Origin of the sequence: Arthrobacter sp. zg-Y750, assembly GCF_020907365.1 — a bacterium.
Taxonomy (GTDB): Bacteria; Actinomycetota; Actinomycetes; order Actinomycetales; family Micrococcaceae; genus Arthrobacter_B.
Map to the genome: position 1 here is coordinate 148960 of NZ_JAJJOC010000016.1, position 12580 is coordinate 161539.

Annotated in this window: 11 protein-coding genes; 8 read left to right on the forward strand and 3 right to left on the reverse strand. The window is 65.8% G+C overall.

The genetic code is table 11. The annotated features are described in order from the left end of the window. Position 1 precedes the first annotated feature (1 nt). From LOC57_RS11605 to LOC57_RS11615, 3 genes are all read right to left on the reverse strand, one after another. Positions 2-2458 carry a DUF7937 domain-containing protein gene (locus LOC57_RS11605; protein WP_229959828.1) on the reverse strand — a complete coding sequence of 819 codons (2457 nt, stop codon included), beginning with the start codon at positions 2456-2458 and terminating at the stop codon, positions 2-4. 181 nt (positions 2459-2639) lie between these two features. Continuing rightward, the gene (locus tag LOC57_RS11610; RefSeq protein WP_229959830.1) at positions 2640-5057 is read right to left on the reverse strand and encodes a hypothetical protein; all 2418 of its coding nucleotides are present in this window, start codon (positions 5055-5057) and stop codon (positions 2640-2642) included. Positions 5058-5587: 530 nt separating this feature from the next. Continuing rightward, positions 5588-5989: a variant leucine-rich repeat-containing protein gene (locus tag LOC57_RS11615; protein WP_229959832.1), complete on the reverse strand. Its 402-nt coding sequence runs from the start codon at positions 5987-5989 to the stop codon at positions 5588-5590. 306 nt (positions 5990-6295) lie between these two features. On the opposite strand from LOC57_RS11615, the gene LOC57_RS11620 reads away from it, so the two are divergent. The 8 genes from LOC57_RS11620 (at position 6296) to LOC57_RS11655 (ending at position 12580) form a co-directional block, all read left to right on the forward strand. Next, the gene (locus LOC57_RS11620) at positions 6296-7405 is read left to right on the forward strand and encodes a DUF475 domain-containing protein (protein ID WP_229959834.1); all 1110 of its coding nucleotides are present in this window, start codon (positions 6296-6298) and stop codon (positions 7403-7405) included. Between the two features lie 12 nt (positions 7406-7417). After that, on the forward strand, positions 7418-8008 hold the full coding sequence (locus LOC57_RS11625; RefSeq protein ID WP_227913378.1) for a TerD family protein: 591 nt from the start codon (positions 7418-7420) through the stop codon (positions 8006-8008). 24 nt (positions 8009-8032) lie between these two features. Then, entirely contained in the window at positions 8033-8614 is a 582-nt protein-coding gene (locus LOC57_RS11630; protein ID WP_227913379.1) for a TerD family protein, read from the forward strand. 30 nt (positions 8615-8644) lie between these two features. Continuing rightward, positions 8645-9226 carry a TerD family protein gene (locus LOC57_RS11635; protein ID WP_227913380.1) on the forward strand — a complete coding sequence of 194 codons (582 nt, stop codon included), beginning with the start codon at positions 8645-8647 and terminating at the stop codon, positions 9224-9226. A gap of 97 nt (positions 9227-9323) precedes the next feature. Then, a complete protein-coding gene (locus LOC57_RS11640; RefSeq protein WP_227913381.1) occupies positions 9324-10514 on the forward strand; it encodes a toxic anion resistance protein in 1191 nt (396 codons plus the stop codon). 38 nt (positions 10515-10552) lie between these two features. Then, complete coding sequence (locus tag LOC57_RS11645; protein ID WP_227913382.1) at positions 10553-11071, forward strand: hypothetical protein; 519 nt, start codon at positions 10553-10555, stop codon at positions 11069-11071. Continuing rightward, positions 11072-11623 (forward strand): TerD family protein, encoded by a 552-nt coding sequence (locus LOC57_RS11650; RefSeq protein WP_229959835.1) that lies wholly within the window; start codon positions 11072-11074, stop codon positions 11621-11623. 9 nt (positions 11624-11632) lie between these two features. Further along, positions 11633-12580: a hypothetical protein gene (locus LOC57_RS11655; protein WP_229959837.1), complete on the forward strand. Its 948-nt coding sequence runs from the start codon at positions 11633-11635 to the stop codon at positions 12578-12580.

Here is a 12580-nt window from a genome sequence, read left to right on the forward strand (position 1 = left end):
CCTACTGCTGGCGGCGGTTCAATGCCTCATTCACGGCCGGATCGCCCAGCTGGCCAAGCCAGTTGAGCAGATCCGGGTACGTGGACGGGTTCGCCGCCACCGCTACCCGCGCCCGCGGATGGGTGGCCAGCTCCTGCAGCCGGGCCAGAGGCGTTGCCGGATCGGCTGCTTCTGCCAGGAGGGCGGCATCGGGATCGTCTGCGGGGACGCGGCGGACGGTTTCTTCGGCCGCTTCCTCTTCGGCGGGCTGCTGAGGCTCGGCCGGCGCCAGGTGCGCTGCCTGCTCCCGGACCGGGGCCTGCTCGTGCACGGGTGCCTGCTCCTGGACCGGAGCCTGCTCCTGGACCGGAGCCTGCTCCTGGACCGGAGCCTGCTCCTGGACCGGAGCCTGCTCCTGGACGGGAGTCTGCTCCTGAGGTGCCTGCTGGTGCTGCGGCTGCGCAGGTGCCTGCTGGGTTCCCGGAGCGGACTGCTGCCCGGGGAACTGCTGGCCCGGTTGTCCGCCAAACTGCGGCGGCTGCTGACCCTGCGGACCCGCGAACTGCCCGGGCTGTGCCGGCTGCTGGAACGGAACCTGCTGCGCACCGTAGAGGGCTGCCGGCGTCGGAATGCCCGGAGTGTGCGACGGCGCCTGCTGGCCCGGAGCTCCTGCAAAGTTGAACCCGGTACGGCTGCCGGCAGCAGGCAGCGAGGTGAAGTGTGCGCGGACCGCACGGTTCAGCCACAGCACGGCAAGCACGCCGAAGGCCAGGATCCAGCCAAGTACCAGGACCATGGACTCGACTGGCGAGCTGGGAATACCCTCACTGAACGGTGAGCCATCGGATCCCGCGACCGCCCAGACAATCATCAGGATCAGGGCAATAACGAACAGCCCGACGGCGTAGGCACTGCCCATCACGAACGTGGACCGTCCGTCGCGGTAAAGCAGCCGCGGCGCCAGCACGGTGCCGACGGCCGCAACGAGGCCCAGGATCAGCGTGACTACCCAGGGGGCAATAACGTCGTACTCGTTCACCAAGGCCACGGTCAGGCCCACCAGCGAAAAGACCACGACGGCGGAGGACAGGAGCAACGCCAGGAACAGGAACGGCTTAAGTGCAGCCTTGCGGTCGTCGGGGGCCGCGACAGTACGTTCCGTGAGACGGGCAACAGACGGTGCTGACATCACAACGCCGAACGCCATCCAGAACATCTGAGGGAAGCCGATCCAGCCCGGGGTGACTGAGATATCGAATGCTTGGGTTCGGGTCAGCGAGATAAGGGCCAGGAATGCGGTGCCCACGCCCAGGACGACACCCAGGAAGCGCCAGGGGTCTTCCCCACGCCGGACCCGCAGTGTGATGAAGGCCAGGATGAATACGGCAAGGCCCGAACCCAGGATGGCCAGGACCAGGCTGACCCCCATGTGGTCGACATCGATGTCCTCCGACACAACCTGGATCGCTGCTTGGACAAGGTCAACAACTACGACAACTGCGGCGAGACCCACCACGCCAAACGCGATGAACAGCCAACGCCGGTTCCGGGCGCCGTCGGCGTCTCCATCGGCAATTTCCGCGCGCCGCGGTTGTGCGGCAAGCAGCGCTCCGGCCAGGCCGAAGGCCACCGCTGCGCCCAGCCCGTAGAAGTTGGAGTAAGCGTCCTTGGCCAGCATGCTCAGGAGCAGATACACGAGCACCAGCACCACGTACGGGACATTGGCCAGCAGCCTGATGTCCTGAATGGCCCGGTAACCAACCTTCTGTCCCAGCATTCCGGCACGCCAGAGGTAGCTGACGCCAAGGGAGAGCATGCTGAGGATGGTGATCAGCAGGACGTCGACCCGGCCCCAGGCCTTGGCCTCGTTCTCTTCGTAGGTGTCAAGTCCCCAGCACCAGGTCATAAACAGCGAAAAGAACAGGGCCAGGAACGCAATGCCGTCCCGGACATAGTCGCTGACCGGGACGCCGGCAAATGCGGACGGACGCTTGGGCGCCTGCTGCACGGGCGGCTGCGGGTAACCCTGCGGGTAAGGGTAGCCCTGCGGCGGCTGCTGCTGGCCATAACCCTGCGGCTGACCCGGCAGGCCGTAACCCTGCGGCGGCTGCTGACCGTAACCCTGCGGCGGCTGCTGACCGGGCTGGCCATAACCCTGCGGCTGACCCGGCTGACCGTAACCCTGGGGCGGCTGCTGACCGTAACCCTGCGGCCGACCCGGCTGCGCGAAGCCCTGCGGCTGACCCGGCTGGCCCGGCTGGGCGAAGCCCTGGTGGGGGTGGCCTGCGGCGGGGGCACCGGCGGGGGCAAACTGCGGCTCACGGACCTCGGCGGCGGCTGCAGGGGTCCCCGCTCCGGCGGACTCAGGTCCGGCCGTTCCGGCTTCGCCGGCAGGACCGGCCGCAGGAGTTTCTCCGGAAGGACCCGAAACGGGCTGCGCCGGGGCGGAGCTGGTTTCCGGCGAAGTGTCGGCGCCCATGGCGTGCCCGCACTCCGGGCAGAACCGGCCTCCCGGTTCTTGTGGTTTACCGCATTCTGCACAGAATTTCATGGTGCCTTCCCTTGGGTTTCTACGTCGTGTGCGCCGGCAGTCGCCGGGAAATCTTGAAGAGTGGAGCACCGGTACCGGGACGGGCATGCGGTCCCGGTACCGGTGCACGTTACTTGCGTTCGATGCTGATGTTGTAGCTGAGCATCATGGAGCCGTCACCGCCGTCGATCATCCGGACGGTCATGGTGTGGCCCTTGCCGTCATTGGGATACGGGATGGGGAGCTCGCCGCGTCCTCCCTGCGCAATGTCCAGCTTGTGTTCCTGGCCGTCCAGGGTCACGCCGATGACAATCGGTGACGTGGAGGAACCCATCACAGTCACCACGGCCTCTGACTCGCCGTCGCTGGCAGCCATGTCGTGGCTCATGGTTTCCCCTGGCATCAGCAAGCCGTAGGCAGAGTCCTCCGGGGCGTCAGGCGCCGTCGAGGGCGAGGCGGAGGGTGACGGCGTCGTGGATGGCGACTTCGGCGACGTCGGGGACGTCGACGACGAATAGCCGTCGTCCTCGGTCAGCGTAAGTTCCTTGGAATAGTTGGTGTCGCTGCCGTTCTCGGCAAACTCGCCGTCCCATTCATAGCCGGCGAAGACCACCAGCTTGTAGTCACCTGCCGGAATCTCATCGCCGTAGCCCAGGGTGCTGATCTCTTCCTTGCCGTCCTCGGAGTACACGGTGATGGTGCCGAACTCGTATTCGTCTTCGGCCGCCAGTTCCATGTCCTCATCCAGGCTCAGGGAGAGCACCGCGTAACCGGCCGAGTTGAACTCCACCTCAGTGGCTTCATCGGGCACGATATCTCCGCTGGGATCCTCGCTGCTGGCGAGTTGCATCAAGGCCAGGGCCTGCTCCCGGGTGAGCGAATCCGACCACCGAATCATCCAGTCAACAACGGTGTCCTCCATGCTGACCCGCCATTTGCCGTCCTCTTTGACCGTGGTCAGGGAGAACTCCTTCACCCCGCCGAACATCTCCGGCGACGCGTTCGAGGAGTAGCCGGAACCGCTCAGGCAGAAGCTGTCCGAATCTGTTTCACCCTCGATGCAGTCCTTGGTCACTGTGATCTCGTCGCCGTATCCGCTTTCCAGCGTGATGTTCTCGACGACGGCGCTGGCACGGTCTCCGTCCGTTTCACCTTCGGAGAAGCGCACGTCGCTCACGTTCAGCTCTTCCCCGGCCACACCCTCCAAGACCGAGTCGAACATTTCGCCGTAAAGGTACAGGAGGCCGCCTTCGTGGACGGACAGTGTTCCGGCCAGCGGCTCCACGCTCCCCTTGTCCATCACCTCGGGCAGCGACTCCACCATGGCCTGCGCCGCCTCGGCGGGACTGTTGCTGCCGCCTGCGGAATCCGGCACGGAGCCGTGGCCGTAGTCTTCGCTCTGGTTGACCATTTCCACCACGCTGTACGTGGGGCTGATGTACCAGCTGCCGTCACGCTTGGTGGCGACCAGCGTCAGGGCCGATCCGTCCGGTCCCAGCTCGGACAGCTTTGTGGTCTCGTCAATCTTTTCCTCGCCCGCGTCACCGGATGCGTCCAGCAGGGACCGCAGCTGTCCGTTGGTGGCGTCCGGGTCCATCTGTACCCGGACTTCACCCTCGGTGTACTTGATCAGGGCCGTGTTCTCGTCAATCTCGGTGATTTCCGGCGCAACGTCCGTGAAGGTGATGTCGACGCCGTCGAACGTCAGTTCGTCCTCGTTTTCTTCCTCGCCGCGGCCAACCTTGTCCATGGCGTCTTGGATCCCGAATTCGTCCATCTTCTCTTCGACGTGTTCCTGCAGCCGCTGAAGCGGCTCACGCTCGTTCGGGGGAACCAGCCCGACCAGGGACACCACGTCCTTGGATTCGATGGATTCCAACAGCTTGTCTGCTGCAGCCTCCGGGGAGCCGGCGCCGCCGCGGACGATGTTCTGCACAAAGAAGTACGCTCCGATGCCCAGGGCAAGCAGGATCGCCAGGACCACAACCAGGATGATTACCTTGCGGTTGGGTTTTTTCGGCGTTTCGGAGCCCGACGGCGGCACACCGGGTCCGGCGGGGCCGTTGCCGTTGTTGTTCGCGCCGTTGCCCGGGCCGGTGAAGTTATTGCCGTTGCCCGGCCCGTATCCGCCGGGATTGGCGGAAGCGCCGGCACCCTGGCCCGGGGCGTGCTGAGCGAAGCTTCCGCCCGTTGCGTAGGCGCCGGTGGGGGCGACAACGGGCGGATCAAATACCGAGGTTGTCGGGGTGGACGCACCCGCTTGGGCCGGGGGCTGCTCGAAGCGCTGCGTCGGCTGGGAATCCGTAGGCCAGGGGGTCGGCTGCTCGAAGCGCTGCGTCGGCTGCGAATCCGTAGGCCCGGCGGCCGGCTGCTCGAAGCGCTGCGTCGGCTGCTCATTTTGGTCCCCGGAACCGGCTGTGCGCGAAGCATCCGGGTCGGCAGGAGCTGCGGTTCCACTGTCTTGCTGCGCCGGCTGAGGCGCCTGGCAGTTGGTACAGAATTTCCAGTGCGGCTGTAGTGCAGCGCCGCAGCTCGTGCAGTTTTTCAATTCTCCCCCAGGTAGTTACGCCCGGAAGGAGTAAGTGATGGTCCCCCCGAGCCAACAGATACGTATCGCAGAAGACCCTAGCACGCTGTTCGGCCCACTGTTGCGGCGGTCACAGGCGTGGGAACAAGGAATTCATCTGCGGATACAACCCGCCTGCAGCCAGCGGCGAAAGGTGCTGGTTTCCCCGGACCAGGACTCCCCCGGCGCACGCGGGTTCCCACGCTCTGTTACTGAAGTGATTCGAGGGAACCCACCAGCCTCACCAATAACAGAGCGTGGGAAAAACTGCTCACCTAAGAAGCAGCGCCCCGCACTCCCCCTCGCCGACCGACCCCGGCCCCTCCCTCCGACCTGCCGACCGACCCGACCCCGGATACAGGACATCCCGCCGCCCAGGTCCTGGTGCAGCGGGATGTCCCTTAGTTATGCAGTTAGTTGCAGTTAGTTGCAGTTAGTTGCAGTTAGTTGCAGTGATGCAGTGAGTTGCACCCGCCTCGGCTGGAAGCGTGCAAAGCACAAACGGCCTGCAGCTAGGCTCCGCGCCGCGCGAGGGCCTCGTTTACACCGGCGTCGCCCAGTGCGGCCAGCCATTCAAGCAGTTCCGGGCCAGCCGCGGGGTTCGCGGCAACGGCAGGACGGGCCAGGGGATGATCGGTCGCCAGTTCCTGGAGCCGCAGATGGCTTGTGCCCGGATCCTCCGCTTCGGCAAGGATGGCCACCTCGGCCGGATCCACCTGTGAAGCCGGGGCAGCAGAGGCGCCGCCGTCAACAATGTCGGCCGCCGGAATGTTCATCACCGGGCTGGTGATCCGGCTTCCCTGATCCTGGGGCAGCCCCTGGTCCTGGGGCAGCGCCTGGCCCTGGGGCAGCGTCTGGTCCTGCGGCTGAACATGATCCTGAGCCTGAGTGTGGTCCTGAGTGTGGTCCTGCATGCAGTCCTCCTTCAAACGGCGCCTTGGTAAGTAGGCTTTCCTTTATCCTTCCAGACGGCAGCCGTCCCTGCCCAATCGCGCGCCTCTGCAAGCACCCCAGGACCCGGCCCTCAGACGCCGCGCTGCGCGCCGCGGCACCGGCCCGCTCCGGCGTCCCCGCCGCCGCTACCGGTGGTAGTTGCCCGCGCCCTTTCCGGTGCGACATACTGAACCCCTAATTCCGTTTGGAACAAAGCCATCCTCTACCTAGTTTTTGCCTACCCCGGCCACCGGCTGCGTGCAGGAACTGAAGGAGCTGCAAGCAGAGTGTTTCTCAAGACTTTCGGTTGGTCGTTCGCCATTACGGCCGTCGCGCTGGTCATCGCGTTCTTCTACGGCGGGGTAGAGGCACTTGTCCTTTGCGCCATCCTGGGTGTTCTCGAAATCAGCCTCAGCTTCGACAATGCCGTGGTCAACGCGCGCATCCTCGAAAAAATGAGCCCCTTCTGGCAGAAGATGTTCCTCACCGTCGGCATCCTGATCGCCGTCGTTGGCATGCGCATCATCTTCCCGCTGCTGATTGTGGGCATCAGTGCCAGCATGAACCCCATCGATGCGCTGCAGCTGGCCCTGGAAAAGGGCGATCCGGAGCAGGAAGGCACCTACGGGTACATCCTGCACGAGGCCCACCCGCAGATCGCTGCCTTCGGCGGCCTGTTCCTGCTGATGATCTTCCTGGACTTCATGTTCGAGGAACGCGACATCCGCTGGCTGCGCTGGCTTGAGGCCCCGCTGGGCAAGATCGGCAAGATCAACGGCGCCTCCCTCGTGGTTGGCCTCGCCGCCCTGCTGGCCGCAGCCCTGCTGGCCGATGCCGAGCACACCACCGACATCTTCATTGCCGGTGTAGCCGGCCTGATCACCTACCTGCTGGTCACGGGGCTGGGCGACATGTTCGACGTCGACGGCGATGAGGACTACGACGCCGACGACGCCGAGGCGCACGAGCCGAAGAAGGGCCCCAACGGGCTGGTCAAGGCCACCGGCAAGGCCGCCTTCATGCTCTTCCTCTACCTGGAAGTCATTGATGCGTCCTTCTCCTTCGACGGTGTCATTGGCGCCTTCGCGATCACCTCGGACCCGATCATCATTGCCCTCGGCCTCGGCCTCATCGGCGCCCTGTTCGTCCGGTCCCTGACTGTCTTCCTGGTCCGCCAGGGCACCCTGGACGAGTTCGTGTACCTGGACCATGGCGCACACTGGGCCATCGGCGCCCTGGCCGCCATCCTGCTGCTCACCATCGAGCTCGAAATCAACGAGGTCATCACCGGTCTGATCGGCGTGGTCTTCATCCTCGCCGCCCTGACCTCCTCGATTGTCCGCAACAAGCGCGTGGCAGCGGCCAACGCCGCCAATGAACCCGCGTACACCAAATAACAAAGGAGAATCATGGGCCTGAGCCTGCAGAAAGGTCAGTCGCTGTCACTGACGAAGAAGGACGGCGGCGCACTGAGCAAGACGCGTCTGGGATTGGGCTGGGATTCCGCAGCCCCGGTCAAGCGTGGAATCTTCGGCACCAAGAAGGCCGCCGAAGTGGACCTGGATGCCTCAGCCATTTTCTTCGATGCCAACGGCAACGCCGTTGACCAGGTCTGGTACGGCCAGCTGGCCAGCAAGGACGGCTCCGCCAAGCACACCGGTGACAACCTCACCGGTGCCGGCGAGGGCGACGACGAGGTCATCCTGGTAAACCTGCAGGCCGTCTCCCCCGCCGTGCAGCAGATTGTCTTCGTGATCTCCAGCTACAGCCGGCAGACCTTCGACCAGGTGGAGAACGCCTTCTGCCGCCTGATCGACGACTCGACGCCGGGCAGCCCCGAAATTGCCCGCTACCAGCTGACCGACTCGGGCACCCACACGGCCATGGTCATGGCGAAGGTGTCCCGCGACGGTTCGGGCTGGAGCTTCACCGCTCTCGGCGAACGGGCCCAGGGCCGCACGGTCATGGACCTGATCCCCACCGCCGCCCGCTCGCTCTAACCGCACGTCTCAAAGGAGAGCACCTTGTCCAGCCTGACATTGTCCAAAGGAAGCAACCTTTCCCTCACGAAGGCCGATCCGGGGCTGGAACGGGCCCTGATCGGCCTGGGCTGGGACCCGCGCACCACCAGCGGGGATCCCTTTGACCTGGACGCGTCGGCACTGCTGCTGGGCGCCAACGGCAAGGTGCGCTCCCAGGACGACTTCATCTTCTACAACCAGCTGTCCGCCAAGGACGGCTCGGTGGTCCACCAGGGCGACAACCGCACCGGCCTGGGCGACGGCGACGACGAGCAGATCCTGATTGACCTCAGCATCCTGACCGACGACGTCGACCGCGTGGTCATTGTGGTTTCCATCGACCAGGCCGAAGCCCGCCACCAGAACTTCGGCCAGGTGCGCGACGCGTACTGCCGGGTGGTCAACCAGGACACGGACGCGGAAGTGGTCCGCTACGACCTCAGCGAAGACGCAGCAGCGGAAACCTGCATGATCTTCGCGGAGATCTACCGCAACCGCGGAGAGTGGAAGTTCCGCGCCATCGGCCAGGGCTACGCCTCCGGACTGTACGGAGTCGCCACCGACTTCGGCATCGCCCTCGACTAAACCCATCCCCCGTACTAGGAGCTGAATACCATGGCAGGTCTGACCCTCGCGAAGGGCAACAACCTTTCCCTCACCAAGACCGACCCCGGGCTGCAGAAGGCCGTTGTCGGCCTGGGCTGGGATCCCCGCACCACCACGGGCGAACCCTTCGACCTCGACGCCTCGGCCCTGATGATCGGCGCCAACGGCAAGGTGCGGTCCTCCGACGACTTCATCTTCTACAACCAGCCCGCAGCCAAGGACGGCTCCGTCACCCACCTGGGCGACAACCGCTCCGGCGCCGGTGAAGGCGACGATGAGCAGATCCTGCTGGACCTGACCTCCATGGCCGCCGACGTCGAGCGCGTGGTCATTGTGGTCTCCATTGACCAGGCCGACGTGCGCCACCAGAACTTCGGCCAGGTCCGCGGTGCATACTGCCGGGTGATCAACCAGGACAACGACTCCGAGATTGTCCGGTTCGACCTCAGCGAGGACGCCGCACCGGAAACCTCCATGATCTTCGCCGAGGTGTACCGCAACAACGGCGAATGGAAGTTCAAGGCCGTGGGCCAGGGCTACGCTTCGGGACTGGCCGGAATTGTTACCGATTTTGGAGTCCAGCTCAGCTAGGCTCTAGCTCTCAGCTACACCCCTGCGGGGAGTGCTTCCGCGGGCCGGAACACTCCCCGCACCCATACCGCAGCTCACCTTACGAAAAGGCTGGACCATGACTTCACCGCTGACTCCCCCGGACGCCTCCGAAGCCCTGGTGCTTCAGGCACCCGAACCGCCCGCCCCGGTAGCGCCGAACGACGCTCCGGGAATGGTCCCGGTTCCGGAAGAACGCCGCAAGGAAATCGCCGCCCAGGCGCGTTCCTTCATGGAGGAAGTATCCAAGCTGGACGCCCGCAGCCCGGAGTTCACCGCCCAGGTGGATTCCATCAACAAGCTGGCCGGACAGGAAATGACCACGTCCGCCGGCTACTCCAGCCGCCTGCTGGACCGCTCCTCCACCTCGGTGGCCGGCGCCAAGCGCTCCGGCAACGACGCCCAGAAGAAGGTCGCCACCACTCTGGGCGACCTGCGCAGCACCGTGGAGGACCTGACCCCCAACCAGGCCAACCTGGGCACCGGCCGCAAGATCCTGGGCATCATCCCGGGCGGCAACAAGCTGGCCAAGTACTTCCAGAAGTACGAGTCCGCGCAGGTCCAGCTGGACAAGATCATCAAGTCGCTGATGGCCGGCCAGGACGAGCTGCTCAAGGACAACGCCTCCCTCGCCGGGGAAAAGGTGGAGCTGTGGAAGACCATGCAGACCCTGAGCGAATACTCCGTGCTGGCCGAGTCCCTGGACGCCGCCTGCGTGGAGAAGGTGGACAAGCTCAAGAACTCCGGGCAGATTGAACAGGCCAACGCCTTGGAAGCGGACGTGCTCTTCCCCATCCGGCAGCGCCGCCAGGACATCCTGACCCAGCTGGCCGTCTCCGTGCAGGGCTACCTGGCCATGGACCTGATCCGCAAGAACAACGTGGAACTGATCAAGGGCGTGGAACGGGCCCGCACCACCACCATTTCGGCGCTGCGCACCGCCGTGATCGTGGCCCAGGCACTGGCGAACCAGAAGATGGTCCTGGACCAGATCGACGCCGTGAACGCCACCACGAACAACATGATCCTGAGCACCAGCGAAATGCTCAAGGACCAGACGGCGCGCATCCACCAGCAGGCCTCCAGCTCCGGCGTGAGCGTGGAGACCCTGCAGCGGGCCTTCGACAACGTGTTCCAGACCATGGACGCCATCGACAACTTCCGTTCCGAGGCTGCCCGCAACATGGAGGGCACGGTGAAGTCCCTGGAGAGCACCATCACCCAGGCGAAGCCGTACCTGGAGCGCTCCCGCCAGAGCGAGTCCCGCTAAATGCCGGGCAGGGCAGCTTCCATGCATGAGGTACGGCCGTGGCGATAGGCAGGTTCTTCGGGTCCCTTTTCGGCAACACGCCGGAACCGGTGGCGGAGCTGGCGCAGCAAGGCGACCAGCCGCCGTCGGGCCCCGACGCCGAACACCGGGAGACCGTACGGTCACTGGTGAACCTGCGCACCGCCGTCCGCCGCGCCGGAGCTGCCCTGCCGCCGATGGTCTCTTCCATGGTCCGGCAGATCGATGACATCCTGGCCCCGCTGCTGGAGTACGTGGGCAGCAACGGCGCGTCCACCGAGCAGCGGGTGCTGCTCAACGCCATCATCACCAACTACCTTCCGACTCCCCTGCGGGCCTACGTGGCCCTGAATGACCGGGAGCGGACCGACGATTCCGAGGCCACCGCATTGCTCGTTGAACAACTGACCATCCTCGAGGGCATCGCCCGGGATTTGGAGAACCAGGTCCGCACCGGTGCCATCGCCGAGCTGTCCACGCACGGCCGGTTCCTGGATGACAAGTTCTCCCCCTCCTCCCTGACCTTCGGGGAGCAGTAAATGGGTACCCTGGTGGCCGGCGCCAACGCCGCCCTGACCGCGGAAAACCCGGGCCTGACCTCGGTAATGGTGGGCCTGGGCTGGAATGTGATTCCCAGCCGCGGACCGCAGTCCGAGCTGGTGCCGCTGACCCTGCTCTGCGGCCCCGACGGCCGGGTCCTCTCCGATGACCATCTGGTGTTCTTCAACCAGATCGCCAGCCCCGAGGCTTCGGTGCAGTTCGCCGGCGACGAGGACGAGGAACAGATCGACGTCGACCTTTCCCGGGTGCCCGAGTCCGTTACCAAGATTGTGTTTGCCGTCTACGCGGACCCCGAACTGCGCGGCCCGGGCACCTTCGCCGCCGTGCGCAGCGCCTACATCCGGGTGGCCCGGGCCGACGGCGGGGAACTGGTCCGCTTCGACCTGCCCGCCGCCAACCGGGACAGCATCACCGCCATGATGTTCGGCGAGCTGTACCGGCACCGCAGTGACTGGAAGTTCCGTGCCCTGGGCCAGGGATACACCACCGGGCTCCGCGGGCTCGCCGCCGACTTCGGATTCGACCTCTAGGCAATGGCCGTGAACCGTTCGCGTGCCGTGCGCACCGATCTCCCCTACCTGAGCCGCCGGGTCAAGCCGCGCGCCGCGGCAACCCCGGTTGCTGCCGCACCCGCTGCCTCGACGCCGGTTTCGCCGTCGGCTCCGGTCTCGTCCGGGACGCCGGCAAGCCCGCCCCGCACGACGTCGGCTCCCGCAACTCCGGCCCCGGGATCCCTCTCGCTGTCCCCGCCCCGGCAGCAGGCGGCACCGCCCACGGTCAGCACTTCGCTGTCCCTGGGGCTCTCCCCCAACGCCGAGGCGCACAGCAACCGGGCCACCGCCAACCGGGCCACCGCCAACGACGCCGAGTCCCGCGGTTCCGGGGCGCCGTCGTCGTCCGCGCCGTCGTCCCCAGCCGCGCCCGCGGCCTCACCCTCCGCCCCCGCCCCGCTGCACACCCGGCTGTTCCCCGCCCCGGGCATCAAGGAGCTGCGCACCCTGGACACCGGCAACCCGGTCCTGCGCCTGACTCCGATGGAATCGGCAGTGGGCAGCCTTGCCGTCGCCGGGACCATCCGCGCCGTCTGGGAGGGCCGGGACTTCAGCACCGGCAGCCAGCCCGCACCCGGTCCCGGAATCCCCGCCGACGCCCTCGAAGGCGTGGCCGTGGACACTCCGGGGAACCGCCGGCTGGTCAGTTACGAAGATGACCTGGCCCTGATCGCGCTGCGCCATTCCGGGATGCTGCGCCGGGCACTGTTCTTCCCCAAGCCCAAACAGCCCATGAACGTGGGCCTGTTCAACGGGGAATCGGTCACGATCCCGGAAGCGGCCGGAGAACGCAGCTTCTACGTGCTCTCGGTCCTGCGGATCGGCAACGTGCTGGAGCTGCGCGCCGAGGTGATGCCCTACGGCATGGAACTGAAATCCATCTGGGAGGCCTTCGGATTCAGCATGACCGCACGTTTCCCGTTCCGGGGGAACTGA

Bases quoted from the DNA above. Each gene is read 5' to 3' on its own strand.
- LOC57_RS11615 (WP_229959832.1), bottom strand. From the start codon at position 5,989: ATGCAGGACCACACTCAGGACCACACTCAGGCTCAGGATCATGTTCAG.
- LOC57_RS11625 (WP_227913378.1), top strand. From the start codon at position 7,418: ATGGGCCTGAGCCTGCAGAAAGGTCAGTCGCTGTCACTGACGAAGAAG.
- LOC57_RS11605 (WP_229959828.1), bottom strand. From the start codon at position 2,458: ATGGGCGCCGACACTTCGCCGGAAACCAGCTCCGCCCCGGCGCAGCCC.
- LOC57_RS11635 (WP_227913380.1), top strand. From the start codon at position 8,645: ATGGCAGGTCTGACCCTCGCGAAGGGCAACAACCTTTCCCTCACCAAG.
- LOC57_RS11650 (WP_229959835.1), top strand. From the start codon at position 11,072: ATGGGTACCCTGGTGGCCGGCGCCAACGCCGCCCTGACCGCGGAAAAC.
- LOC57_RS11640 (WP_227913381.1), top strand. From the start codon at position 9,324: ATGACTTCACCGCTGACTCCCCCGGACGCCTCCGAAGCCCTGGTGCTT.